The organism is Streptomyces sp. NPDC001920 (assembly GCF_053594495.1).
The window spans coordinates 283292-298564 of sequence record NZ_JBSFEP010000002.1 but is presented as its reverse complement, the minus strand read 5'-3'; the positions used below and the strand labels follow the sequence as shown (position 1 = coordinate 298564).

11 protein-coding genes are annotated in these 15273 nt (G+C 71.5%); 7 read left to right on the top strand and 4 right to left on the bottom strand.

Annotated features, from left to right (window positions below):
* The 4 genes from ACWCPI_RS03905 to ACWCPI_RS03890 all read right to left on the bottom strand — a co-directional run bounded on the left by ACWCPI_RS03905 (window position 1) and on the right by ACWCPI_RS03890 (window position 5626).
* The gene (locus ACWCPI_RS03905; protein ID WP_451036584.1) at window positions 1-2385 is read right to left on the bottom strand and encodes a transglutaminase TgpA family protein; all 2385 of its coding nucleotides are present in this window, start codon (window positions 2383-2385) and stop codon (window positions 1-3) included.
* Window positions 2382-3755 (bottom strand): DUF58 domain-containing protein, encoded by a 1374-nt coding sequence (locus ACWCPI_RS03900; protein ID WP_451036583.1) that lies wholly within the window; start codon window positions 3753-3755, stop codon window positions 2382-2384. Before ACWCPI_RS03900 ends, ACWCPI_RS03905 begins: the two co-directional genes overlap by 4 nt.
* Window positions 3755-4795, bottom strand: coding sequence for an AAA family ATPase (locus tag ACWCPI_RS03895; protein ID WP_451036582.1), 1041 nt, complete (start codon window positions 4793-4795; stop codon window positions 3755-3757). Before ACWCPI_RS03895 ends, ACWCPI_RS03900 begins: the two co-directional genes overlap by 1 nt.
* A gap of 282 nt (window positions 4796-5077) precedes the next feature.
* Window positions 5078-5626, bottom strand: coding sequence for a beta-class carbonic anhydrase (locus ACWCPI_RS03890; protein ID WP_451036581.1), 549 nt, complete (start codon window positions 5624-5626; stop codon window positions 5078-5080).
* Between the two features lie 420 nt (window positions 5627-6046).
* Here ACWCPI_RS03890 and rsmH point away from each other — a divergent pair, with 420 nt between their 5' ends.
* The 7 genes from rsmH (at window position 6047) to murD (ending at window position 15226) form a co-directional block, all read left to right on the top strand.
* Window positions 6047-7003 (top strand): 16S rRNA (cytosine(1402)-N(4))-methyltransferase RsmH, encoded by a 957-nt coding sequence (gene rsmH / locus ACWCPI_RS03885; protein WP_451036580.1) that lies wholly within the window; start codon window positions 6047-6049, stop codon window positions 7001-7003.
* A gap of 76 nt (window positions 7004-7079) precedes the next feature.
* Window positions 7080-7661: a hypothetical protein gene (locus ACWCPI_RS03880; protein ID WP_451036579.1), complete on the top strand. Its 582-nt coding sequence runs from the start codon at window positions 7080-7082 to the stop codon at window positions 7659-7661.
* A complete protein-coding gene (locus ACWCPI_RS03875) occupies window positions 7658-9637 on the top strand; it encodes a peptidoglycan D,D-transpeptidase FtsI family protein (RefSeq protein WP_451036578.1) in 1980 nt (659 codons plus the stop codon). The genes ACWCPI_RS03880 and ACWCPI_RS03875 overlap by 4 nt, the downstream gene beginning before the upstream one ends.
* Window positions 9638-9809: 172 nt before the next feature.
* Entirely contained in the window at window positions 9810-11339 is a 1530-nt protein-coding gene (locus ACWCPI_RS03870) for a UDP-N-acetylmuramoyl-L-alanyl-D-glutamate--2,6-diaminopimelate ligase (RefSeq protein WP_451036577.1), read from the top strand.
* A 4-nt stretch (window positions 11340-11343) separates the two neighbouring features.
* Entirely contained in the window at window positions 11344-12750 is a 1407-nt protein-coding gene (locus ACWCPI_RS03865) for a UDP-N-acetylmuramoyl-tripeptide--D-alanyl-D-alanine ligase (RefSeq protein ID WP_451036576.1), read from the top strand.
* Window positions 12747-13820: a phospho-N-acetylmuramoyl-pentapeptide-transferase gene (gene mraY, locus ACWCPI_RS03860; RefSeq protein ID WP_019755615.1), complete on the top strand. Its 1074-nt coding sequence runs from the start codon at window positions 12747-12749 to the stop codon at window positions 13818-13820. Before ACWCPI_RS03865 ends, mraY begins: the two co-directional genes overlap by 4 nt.
* Entirely contained in the window at window positions 13802-15226 is a 1425-nt protein-coding gene (murD, locus tag ACWCPI_RS03855; RefSeq protein WP_451036575.1) for a UDP-N-acetylmuramoyl-L-alanine--D-glutamate ligase, read from the top strand. Before mraY ends, murD begins: the two co-directional genes overlap by 19 nt.
* The last annotated feature ends 47 nt before the right edge of the window (window positions 15227-15273 follow it).

The following is a 15273-nucleotide window of genomic DNA, read 5'->3' as shown; positions in this document are numbered from 1 at the left end:
CTAGCTCCGCTGACCGGACGTGGACGGCCTGCGCCACGTCGGCCGGGCGGCAGCGGCACGGCGCTTGACCGTGGCCCACCAGTCCGACAGCGCCCAGGCCACCCGCACGGTGGACATGGGGGCCAGCAGAGCACGCGTCCTCGTCGCCCAGCCGGCCTTGGAGCGAAGGTCGGACAGGACACCGCGGACATCGTCTGCCAGGCCGGCCGTAGGGCGGGGGCTCGGGGCGTAGAGGACCTGTTCCACGGCGTCGGCGACCCGGTGCACGCAGGCCGCGGCCGGTGCGTCGAGGTGGCCTAGACGGACGATGCGCGCCGCGGTCTTGCGCGGGGTCTGTGAGTCGTCCGGTCGTATCCCGAAGTCCCAGGCGATGTCGGTGAGTTCCTGCCAGACCGCCAGAGTGTGCACCGGCACGTCCGCTTCCGTGCGGCCGTGCGCCCCCAGCCGTACCGCTCTCGTCCGCAGCCGCCACAGCATCGGTGCCAGCGGAATCAGCAACGCGGCCAGGCCGCCCAGCGCCCATGCCAGGGCGACGTACCACTTCGGACCGTCCCCGCCCGTGGGCAGCGCGGCCTGCGGGGACTCGCTCGCGCACAGCTCCGGCTTGCCCGCCGCGCAGCTCTCGCTCGCCGACACCGACGCGGAGGGCCCCGTGCTGGCGGACTGCGTCGGGCGGGCCACGTCCGGCAGCGTGGAACCGGTCGAGTCCGACTGGGTGTACGACGGAACCGAGCCACGGGTCGGCGTCGGCTCGAAGCGGGTCCAGCCCACGCCCTCGAAGTACAGCTCGGGCCAGGCGTGCGCGTCCTTCAGCCCCACCGAGACGGACTCGTCGCCCTGCGGGGTCCCCGGCGCGAAGCCCACCGCGACCCGAGCCGGTATGTCCAGCGTGCGGGCCATCGCCGCCATGGCGAAGGAGAAGTGGACGCAGAAGCCCTGCTTGTCCTTGAGGAAGCGGGCGATCGCCTGCCGGCCACTGCCGACCTTGACATTGGTGTCGTACTGGAAGCCGCCCGTGACGGCGAAGTAGTCCTGGAGCTTGACCGCCTGCTCATAGTGGCTGGCAGCCCCCTTGGTGACCTGGCGCGCGGTCCGGGCGACCGCGGCGGGCAACGAGTCGGGCAGCTCGGTGAACTCACGCTTCAGGGCGGCGGGCGGCGCCGGCGCGTCCGCCAGCTGCTTCGCCGTCGGTTGCACATCGAGGCTGCGCACGGTGTACGTCACGCCGCGTGTGGTCTGGCGGCGGTCGCCGACGACCGTCATGCCCAGCGGTTCGTATCGCCAGTTGCCGCCGATGTCCACACCGCTCGGCGGGTACGGCATCGGCAGCCAGTTCTGGCCGTACCAGTCCGCGGCGGAGATGGTCGTCTCGACCTCCGCGCGCCGCACCTCCGGGCCGAGGCCGATGGGCGTGGGGAACTCGTTCGGCACGGACTGGATGCTGCGCTTGGAGGGCTGCCAGGTGGTGCCGTCGAAGTCGTCCAGGGACACGATCCGCAGATACAGGTCCGAGATGTCGTCGGTGCTGGTCTTGAGGGACAGGACCTGCCGGTCCTCGTCCACGTTCAGACTGTCGCGCAGGGACACCAGCGGGTTCACCGCGGAGATCGTGCCCCCGCGTCCGCTTCCCGGACCCACGCCGGTGCCCGCGGCGTCCAGCAGGCCGCCGTTCATCGCGGGCAGGGCGAGCGGCACCACGAGGGCGATGCCCAGCGCGACCATGCCGATGCGCCGCCCGGTGCGGACCGGTGCCACCGCGCCGGTCGGCTCCCCGCCCGGCGTTCTCGGCGCACCGCCGAAGACCCGGCCCCACTGCGAGAGCCGGTCGCGGCCCTCGGCCAGGAGCATCATCAGATATCCCGCGGCGGCGATGAGGAACCACAGCCAGTCCGCGCCCCCGTCGGAGAGCCCGGCCGCCACGGAGTACAGGGCCAGCAGCGGCAGCCCGGCCGGGGCGGCGCTGCGGTACGTCACCGCGAGCGTGTCCACCGCCAGGCCGATGACCAGGACGCCGCCGATGAGCATCAGCTTGATGCCGTCCGACAGCGGCGCCGGGATCGAGTACCGGCTGACGTCGTTCGCGCCGGCCTGCAGCAGGTCGGCGAAGTGACGGAACGCCTCCGGGCCGGGGACCACCCCGATGATCGCCTGTTTGCCGGCGAAGGTCAGCGTCAGCAGCATCAGCGCGACCAGGGCCTGCGCCGCCACGGTCAGGGGCCGGGCCAGCGGAACCCGCCGGGCCGCCATGCCCACGGCCGTCTGGACCGACAGCAGGAAGACGGCCTGGAAGAGCCAGGTGACCGGGGAGACCAGCGGCAGCAGGGCGCAGGACGCCATCAGGGTGGCCGCCGCGGCGCACAGCGCCATCCGTGTCCGCCCGCTCATGCCGGTCCCCCCTCGCCCCGGGCGCCACTGATCGCGGCGGCGTCGTTGCGCGCCTGGTCAGCCTGGCGCCACAGCTCGTTCACGGAAGCGCCCCGCGGCACGCTCAGCGCCGTCCAGCCCGCCTCCCGCAGCAGCCGCAGCCGCTCCTCACCCCTGTCCGAGGCGTCGGACAGATCGCTCGGTTCCCCTGCCCAGGCCCTGCTGTCCAGGACGAAGGCCACCGCGCCCCCGCTGCGCTGGCGCATCTTGGCGGCCACCGTCGCCTGCTCCTCGTCGAGGTCGCCGAAGAAGGCGACCAGAAGTCCCTCGTTGCCGCCGCGCAGCACGTCGTAGGCCCGCGACAGACCTGTGCCGTCGGAGTGGTCGATCACCGCGAGGGTGTCCATCATCAGCCCGGCCGCGTCGGCCGACTCCTGGCTGGTCCCCGCGAACCCGTCGGCGCCCTCACCGGGCACCGAACTGCCGGTGTCGGTCAGCAGCCGCACCGAGAAGCCCCGCTCCAGCATGTGGACCAGCGCGGACGCCGCGCCCGACACGGCCCATTCGAAGGCCGAGTCGGGGCCGGCGCCCCGGAAGGCCGCGCCACGGGTGTCCAGCAGCACCGTGCAGCGGGAGCGCTGCGGCTGCTCCTCGCGGCGCACCATCAGCTCGCCGTAGCGCGCGGTGGAGCGCCAGTGCACGCGGCGCAGGTCGTCGCCGTAGCGGTAGCCGCGCGGGATCACGTCGTCCTCGCCGGCCAGCGCGAGCGAGCGCTGCCGCCCGTCGCCGTACCCCTTCGCCTCCCCGCTGAAGCGGACCGGCGGCAGCGGCTCCACGCGCGGGATGACCGTCAGCGTGTCGAACGTCGAGAAGGACCGGGTCAGCTCGCACAGGCCGAACGGGTCGCTCAGACGAAGCTGCAACGGGCCCAGCGGATAGCGGCCGCGCAGATCGGAGCGGACCCGGTAGGAGACCTCCCGTCGGCCACCCGCCTCCACCCGGTCCAGCACGAAGCGCGGGCGCGGACCGAGGACGTACGGCACCCGGTCCTGGAGCATCAGCAGGCCGGTGGGCAGCCGGGAGACGTTGTCGATCCGCAGATGGACACGGGCCTCGCTGCCCGCGGGCACCCGCCCGGGGGAGAGCCGGCGGCTGCCCGCGACCCGGTAGCGGGTGCGGTACAGCACGGTCGCGCACACCAGCGGCAGCACGGCCAGCAGCAGGCCGACGCGCAGCAGGTCGCTCTGGCCGAGGACGTAGGCGCAGATCGCGGCTGCGATACCGGCGGCCAGGAAGGAGCGGCCGCGCGTGGTCAGACCGGCCAGTGCCGTGCGCAGCCCGCCCTGCTCACCCTGATCCGCCTCGGCCTGGCCCGCCGCGCCGAAGGACATCACAGCCTCCGCGGCGGCTGCTGGCCGTACGCCGGAGTGCCACGGCCGAGGCTCCCGAAGCCGCTCTGCTGCTGGGGCGCGGCGGGCACCGGGGTGCGCTGGAGGATCTCCTGGACGACCTGCTCGGACGTGCGGCGGTTCAGCTGGGCCTGCGCGGTGGGCAGCAGGCGGTGGGCCAGGACGGCCACGGCGAGGGCCTGCACGTCGTCCGGCAGCGCGTACTCGCGGCCGCTCAGGGCCGCCGACGCCTTCGCCGCGCGCAGCAGGTGCAGCGTCGCGCGCGGGGAGGCGCCGAGTCTGAGGTCGGGGTGGGTGCGCGTGGCCGCGACCAGGTCCACCGCGTACCGGCGGACCGGCTCGGCGACGTGGACCCCGCGGACGGCGTCGATCAGCTTGACGATCTCGTGCGCGTGCGCCACCGGCTGGAGGTCCTCCAGCGGCGAGACGCCGCCGTGCACGTCCAGCATCTGCAGTTCGGCCTCCACACTGGGGTAGCCGACGGAGACACGGGCCATGAAGCGGTCGCGCTGCGCCTCGGGCAGCGGGTAGGTGCCCTCCATCTCGACCGGGTTCTGCGTGGCCACCACCATGAACGGGCTCGGCAGCTCATAGGTCTGGCCGTCGATCGTGACCTGGCGTTCCTCCATGGACTCCAGCAGCGCGGACTGGGTCTTCGGCGAGGCGCGGTTGATCTCGTCGCCGATCACGATCTGGGCGAAGATCGCGCCGGGCTTGAACTCGAAGTCCTTGCGCTGCTGGTCCCAGATGGACACGCCGGTGATGTCGGACGGCAGCAGGTCCGGCGTGAACTGGATACGCCGCACCGAGCAGTCGATGGACCGCGCCAGCGCCTTGGCGAGCATCGTCTTGCCCACGCCGGGGACATCCTCGATCAGCAGATGTCCCTCGGCGAGCAGTACGGTCAGCGAAAGCCGTACGACCTCCGGCTTGCCCTCGATCACACCCTCCACCGAACTGCGGACACGCTCCACAGTGGCGGTCAGATCAGTGAGGCTCGCTCGATCGTCATAGGTCGTCACCCGGCCCTCCTCGGCCCGTACTTTCCGGGCCGACGCTCTACGACGCGGACCGGCCCTCCCCTTGAACACGGACACCACGCGCGAAACGTTCCGCGTGTTGTCACACACGCATTCTTGCTGCCGTTACCGATTCGTGTCACTCGCCTGTGGACAACTGCTAGCGATATGTCGGGTCTTACGGACTTTTGGGCACGCCAGAACCTGAATTGACAGCGAAACGACAGGTGCGGCGGGTGGTCGCGTGGGTCCGCGCGTCTTCGTGCAGGGCGGGACCGCGGCCGGTCAGGCCGGGTCGACCTCGCGCAGCAGGCCCGTCTTCACGTCGAAGACAAAGCCCCGCACGTCGTCCGTGTGCAGCAGGAACGGCGAGGTGCGCACCCGCTGCATCGACTGGCGTACGTCCTGGTCGACGTCCCGGAAGGACTCCACCGCCCACGAGGGCCGCTGTCCGACCTCCAGCTCCAGCTCGGTGCGGAAGTCCTCGGTGAGGGCCTCCAGACCGCAGCCGGTGTGGTGGATCAGCACGATGCTGCGGGTGCCGAGCTTGCGCTGGCTGATGGTGAGCGAGCGGATCACGTCGTCGGTCACGACGCCACCGGCGTTGCGGATGGTGTGGCAGTCGCCGAGTTCCAGACCGAGCGCGGCGTGCAGGTCGAGACGGGCGTCCATGCAGGCGACCACGGCGACGTGCAGGACGGGGCGGGCGTCCATGCCGGGATCGGAGAAAGCGGCGGCGTATCGCTCGTTCGCCTCGACGAGACGGTCGGTGACCGTGCCGCGGTCGGCTATCGCACCCTGGGTGCCGGCGGGAACCGATGCAGATGTCGTCATACCCATGACGTTACTGGTCACCTCCCGGACGGTCGCGCGGTGAGGCGGGACAAAGAAGGCCATTGGGCCTGGTTGTGAGCTAACCCACAGGGGTGGCGTGAGTGCGCCCATACGAGCGATTTCACCCGCTGCGCGGCTTCGTCCGAACCCGAATCGGCGACGCGCAGGCCGGTTGATTGACCGCGAGACACGGTGGACTAAAGTGACGCGAAGCGGGAGGCGACTCTCCCTGCTGGACTGTTTTTCCCCGAAGACCCCGGTGATTTTCCGGAGGTCTCCCCGCGTGCGCGGCGCGTACGTACGGCTCGGCCTCCTCCCGCTCCCGGTCGGCTGACGCTTCCGGCGCCGGCAGGCCTCCCCTTCACGAGCGGGCGGGGACCCGGCGGTGCGTGCGGCGCCCGCCGGATCTGAGAGGGCCCCTTGAGCCAGAGTCGACATGTCCCGGTGATGCTCCAGCGGTGCCTGGACCTGTTGGCCCCCGCGCTGCAGCGGCCGGGAGCGGTGGTCGTCGACTGCACACTCGGCCTCGGCGGCCACAGCGAGGCTCTCCTGACGCAGTTTCCGGAGGCCCGCCTGGTCGCCCTCGACCGCGACAAGGAGGCCCTGCGGCTGTCCGGCGAGCGGCTCGCGCCGTACGGCGAGCGCGCCACTCTCGTGCACGCCGTCTACGACGAGCTCCCGGACGTCCTGGACAGGCTCGGCATCGCGCGCGTGCAGGGCGTCCTGTTCGACCTCGGCGTCTCCTCCATGCAGCTGGACGAGGCCGACCGCGGCTTCGCCTACGCCCAGGACGCCCCCCTCGACATGCGTATGGACCAGACCACCGGCGTCAGCGCCGCCGAGGTCCTCAACACCTACCCGGCCGGCGAACTCGTCAGGATCCTGCGCGCGTACGGCGAGGAGAAGCAGGCCAAGCGGATCGTGGCCGCGATCGTGCGGGAGCGGGAGAAGGAGCCGTTCAGCAACAGCGCGCGGCTCGTGGAGCTGATCCGCGACGCCCTGCCCCAGGCCGCCAAGCGCACGGGCGGCAACCCGGCCAAGCGCACCTTCCAGGCGCTGCGCATCGAGGTCAACGGCGAGCTCTCCGTCCTGGAGCGGGCGATCCCGGCCGCCGTGGAGGCGCTCGACGTCGGCGGGCGGATCGCCGTCCTGTCGTACCACTCGCTGGAGGACCGGCTGGTCAAGCAGGTGTTCGCGGCCGGCGCCACCTCCACCGCGCCGCCCGGACTGCCCGTCGTCCCCGAGCGTTACCAGCCGCGGCTCAAGCTGCTGACGCGCGGTGCCGAACTTCCCACCGAGGAAGAGGTCGCAGAGAACCGGCGCGCGGCACCGGCGCGTCTGCGCGGGGCCGAGCGCATCAGGGAGTCCATCGAATGAGGGGCACGAGGCAGGGGCGGGCGCCCGGGTCCGGCATGCACACCGATGAGCTGGAGAACCGGACTCGGGAGGGCGAGTGAGCAGGAAACCCGAATTGAGGGGGCGGGCCGCCCGGCTCGCGCGGCTCATCCCCGCGGGGCGCGCCAGGGCCGCCCGTACCCCGTTCGTCCTCCTCGTGGTCCTCCTGCTGGGCGGCGGCCTCATCGGGCTCCTCGTGCTGAACTCCGCCCTCAGCGAGGGCGCGTTCCGGCTGGAGGACCTGCGGCGGGACACCAAGGCCCTCACCGACGAGGAGCAGTCCCTGCAACGGGACATCGACGCCTACTCCGCCCCGGACGCCCTCCAGCGCCGCGCCCGCGAACTCGGCATGGTCCCCGGCGGCGACCCCGCCTTCCTCGGCCCCGACGGCAAGGTCAAGGGCGTCCCCAGTCCCGCCCCCGCCGACCAGGACTCCGCGTACAGCACTGTCCTGGCCCCCGAGGCCCTCGTCAGCGAACCCACGGCACCGCCGGCCACCGAGCCCGTGCCCACCCCGCAGCCCTCCGGCGCGTCCGCGTACCCGTCGCCGGGGACCACCGCCGACCCCGGCTACGCGCCCTCCGCCCAGCAGCCGACCCCGCTCGCCCAGTCCTCCCCGTACCCGACGCCCGGCAGGTGACGGAAGTGGTCGATAACTCAGCAAGGCAACCGCCCGGCCGCCGCGTACCCGGCCCCGCGAGGCGCGCCCGCTCCGGCGGTGCCCAGCGGCGTCCGGAGCCCGGCGCCCGCCCGGCCCGCCGCCCGGCACGGCCTCGCCCCGGCGCCTCCGGCGTCATCCGGCTCGGCAGCCCCCGCCCCCGGCTGCGCATGATCGGCCTGGCCCTGACCCTCGTCCTGCTCGCCTTCGTCGTCCGGCTGCTCCAGGTGCAGGGCGTCGACGCCGCCACCTACGCCGCCAAGGCCGAGAAGAACCGGTACGTCGGCTACACCCTGGCCGCCGAGCGCGGCGGGATCACCGACCGCAACGGCGTGGCGCTGGCGACCAGCGTGGACGCGTACGACATCACGGCCGACCCGACGCTGTTCAGCCGCGAACAGCTGAAGATCGACGACGGCCCCGAACAGGCCGCCGCCCTCCTCGCGCCGATCCTCGGCCAGGAGCAGGACGCCATCGTCAGGAAGCTGCGGCCCGAGAACAAGAACCTGCGCTACACCCTGCTGGCCAGCCGCCAGACCCCGCAGGTCTGGAAGCAGATCAAGGATCTGAAGAACGCGCTGGGCACCAAGGCGGAGAAGGACAAGGGCACGGTCAACGTCCTCGCGGGTGTCCTGTCGGTCGCCAGCAGCAAGCGCGTGTACCCGAACGGCGACCTCGCCGCCGGGATACTGGGCTGGGTCAACGCCGACGGCAAGGGCGGCGGCGGCATCGAGCAGCAGCTGAACAACCGGCTGTCCGGCAAGGACGGCGAGATCCGCTACGCCCAGTCCGGCGGCCGCCAGGTGCCCACGGTCAACTCCACCGAGACGCCGGCCGTGCCCGGCAGCGACGTCGAGCTCACCATCGACCGCGACATCCAGTGGGCCGCCCAGAACGCGATCAGCGAGCAGGTGAGGAAGTCCAAGGCGGATCGCGGCTATGTGATCGTCCAGGACACCCGCACCGGCCAGATCCTCGCGATGGCGAATTCGCCCGGCTTCGACCCGAACGACCTCTCCGAGGCCAGCAGCGCCAACATGGGCAACGCCGCCGTCCAGGACGCCTACGAGCCCGGCTCCACCGCGAAGGTCATCTCGATGGCCGCCGTACTGGAGGAGGGCGTCGCCACGCCCGGCACCCATGTCGTCGTGCCCAACCGGCTGCACCGCGGCGACCGGGCCTTCAAGGACGACATCGACCACGAGACCTGGTACCTCACGCTCAACGGCGTGCTCGCCAAGTCCAGCAACATCGGAACCATCCTGGCCACCGGCCAGCTGGGCAAGACCCAGCGGCAGGCCAACCGGGTCCTGTACGGCTACCTGCGCAAGTTCGGGTTCGGCAGCCCCAGCGGGCTCCGCTTCCCCGGCGAGACCGCGGGCATCCTCGCCGCCCCGGACACCTGGTCGACCTCGCAGCAGTACACGATTCCTTTCGGCCAGGGCGTGTCCATCAACGCGATGCAGGCGGCCTCCGTCTACTCCACGGTCGCCAACGGCGGCGTACGCATCGAGCCGACGCTCGTACGCGGCACCAAGGGACCCGACGGGCAGTTCACTCCCGCGCCGGAGCCCAGGAAGACGCGGGTCGTCAGCGCCAGGACGGCGAAGACCCTCGCCCGGATGCTGGAGTCGGTGGTGGACGACCGGGAGGGCACCGGCACCAAGGCGCGCATCCCGGGCTACCGGGTCGCGGGCAAGACGGGTACGGCGAACCGCGTGGATCCGGCCACCGGCAGATACCGCGGCTACACCTCCTCGTTCGCCGGATTCGCGCCCGCGGACAAGCCCCGGATCACGGTCTACTGCGCGATCCAGAACGCCACCGCGGGCAATTACTTCGGCGGCCAGATCTGCGGGCCCATCTACAAGAAAGTCATGGAGTTCGCCCTGAAGACCCTCCAGGTCCCGCCGACCGGGGCCAAGCCCGCGAAGCTCCCGGTCGGCTACAGGCCCTGACCACCCTGATCAGCACCGAGCAGCCAGGAACCACCTCGTGACAACGATCACCCCCGAGCCCGGGAACCAGGGCACCGCCCGCACCTCACTTCGCTCACAGGCGGGTGCGCCCGGTACGCTCACCGCCGTGCCACACGCTGATCAGTCCCAAACCACCCAGAAGGGGCATCCCGTGACGTATCCCGGGCCGCCCAGGCCGGCGCAGGTCTCCGCCACACCCCTCGCGGAACTCGCCGACCAGGTGGGTGCCGCCACGCCGGACGGCGCCGGCAAGGCCGTCGAGGTCACGGGCATCACCCATGACTCACGTGCCGTCCGCCCCGGTGACCTGTACGCCGCCCTCCCGGGTGCCCGCCTGCACGGCGCCGACTTCGTCACGCAGGCCGCCGGCCTCGGCGCGGTCGCCGTGCTGACCGACCCGACCGGTGCCGAGCGGGCCGCCGCGACCGGGCTGCCGGTCCTGGTCGTCGAGGACCCGCGGGGCCGGATGGGAGAACTGGCGACCACGATCTACGGCCACCCCGGCCGCGACCTGCTCCAGATCGGCATCACCGGCACCTCCGGCAAGACCACCACCGCCTACCTCGTCGAGGGCGGTCTGAAGACGGCCCGCTCCACCGGGCTCATCGGCACGGTCGAGATGCGCATCGGTGACGAGCGCATCAAGTCCGAGCGCACCACCCCCGAAGCCACCGACCTGCAGGCCCTGTTCGCCGTCATGCGCGAACGCGGTGTCGAGGCGGTCGCCATGGAGGTCTCCAGTCACGCGCTGGTCCTCGGCCGGGTCGACGGCTGCGTCTTCGACATCGGGGTGTTCACCAACCTCAGCCCGGAGCACATGGAGTTCCACTCCGACATGGAGGACTACTTCCGGGCCAAGGCACAGCTGTTCACGCCGGAACGCAGCAGACTCGGCGTCGTCAACGTCGACGACGAGTACGGCCGCAGGCTCGCCAAGGAGGCCGGCGTCCCGGTCGTCACCTTCTCGGCCGAGGGCCACCCCGACGCCGACTGGCGTGCCGAGGACGTGGAGATCGGCCCCATGGACTCGACGTTCACGGTGATCGGGCCCGAGGGCGAGCGGATCGCCGCCAGGTCGCCGATCGCGGGCCCCTTCAACGTGGCGAACACCCTCGCCGCCATCGTCGCCCTCGCCGCCGCCGGTCTCGACCCCCAGGCCGCCGCCGACGGCATCGCCGCCGTACCGGGCGTCCCCGGACGCCTGGAGCGCGTGGACGCCGGCCAGCCCTACCTGGCGGTCGTCGACTACGCCCACAAGACCGACGCCGTCGAGTCGGTGCTCAAGGCCCTGCGCAAGGTCACCGAGGGCAGGGTGCACATCGTGCTCGGCTGCGGCGGGGACCGCGACGCGACCAAGCGCGCCCCGATGGGCGCCGCCGCGGCCCGGCTCGCCGACACCGCCGTACTGACCTCCGACAACCCCCGCTCCGAGGACCCCCTCGCGATCCTCGCGACCATGCTCCAGGGCGCGGCCTCGGTGCCCTCGCACGAGCGCGGCGAGGTGCAGGTCTTCGAGGACCGGGCCGCCGCCATCGCCGCGGCCGTCGCCCGTGCCGAGCCCGGCGACACCGTGCTGGTCGCGGGCAAGGGCCATGAGCAGGGCCAGGACATCGCCGGGGTGGTCCGTCCCTTCGACGACCGCCAGGTGCTTCGCGAAGCTATCCAGAAGACCCAGGGATGAACTTGTGATCGCCCTCTCTCTCGCCGAGATCGCAGAAGTCGTCGGCGGGCAGACGTACGACATACCGGATCCGGCCGTCCAGGTCACCGGCTCCGTCGTCCGGGACTCCCGCGAAGTGGAGCCCGGCAGCCTCTTCGTCGCCTTCGTCGGCGAGCGGGTGGACGGCCACGACTACGCGTCGGCGGTCGTGGCGGCCGGTGCGGTGGCCGTCCTCGCGTCCCGCCCCGTGGGCGTGCCCGCGATCGTCGTCGCGGACGTCCAGAAGGCCCTCGGCGCCCTCGCCCGCCATGTCGTACGCCGGCTCGGCGCGACCCTCGTGGCCCTGACCGGCTCGGCGGGCAAGACCAGCACCAAGGACCTGATCGCCCAGGTCCTCCAGCGCAAGGCCCCCACCGTGTGGACGCCGGGCTCGCTCAACAACGAGATCGGGCTGCCGCTCACCGCCCTCAGCGCCACCGACGAGACCAGGTTCCTCGTCCTGGAGATGGGCGCCCGCGGCATCGGCCACATCCGCTACCTCGCCGATCTGACGCCCCCGAAGGTCGGCCTCGTCCTCAATGTCGGCACCGCCCACATCGGCGAGTTCGGTGGCCGCGAGCAGATCGCGCAGGCCAAGGGCGAACTCGTCGAGAGCCTGCCGCAGGACGGTACGGCGATCCTCAACGCCGACGATCCCCTCGTACGGGCCATGGCGTCCCGTACGAAGGCGAAGGTGATCCTTTTCGGAGAGTCCGGCGAAGCGGACGTACGCGCCGAGAACGTCAGACTCACGGACAGCGGACAGCCTGCTTTCCTCCTTCACACACCCTCCGGTGCAAGCGATGTGACGATGCGCCTGTACGGTGAGCACCACGTGTCGAACGCGCTCGCCGCGGCCGCCGTCGCCCATGAGCTGGGCATGTCCGCGGAAGAGATCGCCACCGCGCTCTCCGAGGCGGGCTCCCTCTCCCGCTGGCGGATGGAGGTCACCGAGCGCCCGGACGGCGTGACGGTCGTCAACGACGCCTACAACGCGAACCCCGAGTCCATGAAGGCAGCCCTGCGCGCGCTGGCGGCCATGGGCAAGGGACGCCGTATGTGGGCGGTGCTCGGCAAGATGGCCGAGCTCGGGGACGAGGCGCTCGCCGAGCACGACGCGGTCGGACGGCTCGCCGTCCGGCTCAACGTCAGCAAGCTCGTCGCGGTCGGGGGCAGGGAAGCGTCCTGGCTGCAACTGGGCGCATATAACGAGGGTTCGTGGGGTGAGGAGTCGGTGCACGTGTCCGACGCACAGGCGGCGGTCGACCTGTTGCGCAGCGAGTTGCGCCCGGGGGACGTCGTACTCGTGAAGGCGTCCCGTTCGGTCGGTCTGGAGCGCGTCGCCGAGGCGCTGCTCGCGGGCGGTACCGAGGGTGAGGTTGCCGCCCGATGATGAATCAGATCCTGTTCTCCGGGGTCATCGGTCTGTTCCTGACCCTGGTCGGCACCCCGCTGCTCATCAAGCTGCTGGCCCGCAAGGGCTACGGCCAGTACATCCGTGACGACGGCCCGCGCGAGCACCACAGCAAGCGCGGTACGCCGACCATGGGTGGTATCGCCTTCATCCTGGCGACGATCGCCGCGTACTTCCTGTCCAAGCTGATCACGGGCAAGCCGCCGACCTTCTCCGGCATCCTGGTGATCGGTCTGATGGCCGGCATGGGTCTGGTCGGCTTCCTGGACGACTACATCAAGATCGTCAAGCGTCGTTCGCTGGGTCTTCGGGCCAAGGCCAAGATGGCCGGCCAGCTGCTCGGCGGTATCGCCTTCGCGGTGCTCTCCCTGCAGTTCGCGGACAACCGGGGCAACACCCCGGCCTCCACCAAGCTCTCCTTCGTGCAGGACTTCGGCTGGTCCATCGGCCCGGTGCTGTTCGTCGTCTGGGCGCTGTTCATGATCCTCGCCATGTCGAACGGCGTGAACCTGACGGACGGCCTGGACGGCCTCGCCACCGGTGCCTCCGTGCTGGTCTTCGGCGCCTACACCTTCATCGGCGTCTGGCAGTTCCAGGAGTCCTGCGCCAACGCGCAGATCCTGCCCAACCCCAACGCCTGCTACGAGGTCCGTGATCCACTCGACCTCGCCGTCGTCTCCTCCGCGCTGATGGGCGCCTGCCTCGGCTTCCTGTGGTGGAACACCTCGCCCGCCAAGATCTTCATGGGCGACACCGGTTCGCTGGCCCTCGGCGGCGCGCTCGCCGGTCTCGCGATCTGCTCGCGCACCGAGCTGCTGCTCGCCATCCTCGGCGGCCTGTTCGTGCTCATCACCATGTCGGTGGTCATCCAGGTCGGCTCCTTCCGCCTCACCGGCAAGCGCGTCTTCCGCATGGCGCCACTCCAGCACCACTTCGAACTCAAGGGCTGGTCCGAAGTACTCGTCGTGGTCCGCTTCTGGATCATTCAGGGCATCTGTGTGATCGTCGGACTGGGCCTCTTCTACGCGGGATGGGCAGCGGACAAGTGACCGACTGGCAGGGAAAGAACGTCACCGTCGCCGGGCTCGGCGTCTCCGGGATCCCGGCGGCCAAGGTGCTGCACGGCCTCGGCGCCGAGGTCACCGTCGTCAATGACGGGGACGACGCACGCGCGCGTGCCCAGGCGGCCGAACTGGAGGCGCTCGGCATCACCGTCCGCCTCGGCGACGGGGCGACCCTGCCCGACGGCACCGAGCTGATCGTGACCGCGCCCGGCTGGAAGCCGGACAAGCCGCTGTTCGCCGCCGCCGAGCAGGCCGGCGTCCCCGTCTGGGGCGACGTCGAACTGGCGTGGCGGCTGCGCGGCCCCGACGCCGCGCCCTGGCTGGCCGTCACCGGCACCAACGGCAAGACCACGACCGTCCAGATGCTGGCCTCGATCCTGAAGGCGGCGGGCCTGCGCACGGCGGCCGTCGGCAACATCGGGGTCTCGCTCCTGGACGCGGTGCTCGGCGACGAGGAGTACGACGTCCTGGCCGTGGAGCTGTCCAGCTACCAGCTGCACTGGGCGCCCTCCCTGCGCGCCCACTCCGCCGCCGTCCTCAACCTCGCCCCGGACCACCTCGACTGGCACGGCTCCATGGAGGCGTACGCCCGCGACAAGGGCCGTGTCTACGAGGGCAACCGCGTCGCCTGCGTCTACAACGTCGCCGACAAGGCCACCGAGGACCTGGTCCGCGAGGCCGACGTCGAGGAGGGCTGCCGGGCCATCGGCTTCACCCTCGGCACCCCCGGCCCGTCCCAACTCGGTGTCGTCGAGGGCATCCTGGTCGACCGCGCCTTCGTCGAGAACCGGCACAAGAACGCCCAGGAGCTCGCCGAGGTCGCCGACGTGAACCCGCCGGCCCCGCACAACATCGCCAACGCCCTGGCGGCGGCGGCCCTCGCCCGGGCCTACGGGGTGCCCGCCAAGGCCGTACGGGACGGCCTGCGGGCCTTCACACCGGACGCCCACCGCATCGCGCACGTGGCGGACGTGGACGGCGTGGCGTACATCGACGACTCCAAGGCCACCAACACGCACGCGGCGGAAGCCTCGTTGGCGGCGTACGACTCCATCGTCTGGATCGCGGGCGGCCTCGCCAAGGGCGCCGTCTTCGAGGAACTCGTCTCCAAGGCGGCGAAGCGGCTGCGCGGAGCCGTGCTCATGGGCGCGGATCGCGCCCTCATCCGTGAAGCCCTGGCGCGACACGCGCCGGAAGTACCCGTCGTCGACCTCGACCGGACCGACACTGGGGCGATGCTCGCGGCAGTCCAGGAGGCGAAGCGGCTCGCCCGGCCCGGTGACACGGTGCTCCTCGCCCCCGCCTGTGCCTCGATGGACATGTTCGCCAACTACAACCAGCGCGGTGACGCGTTCGCGGAGGCGGTTCGCGAACTCGGCGCGGGCGCCTGACGCCGGGTCTCGGCCACTGCGGGTGCTACGGGACCCCCGCCGTAATG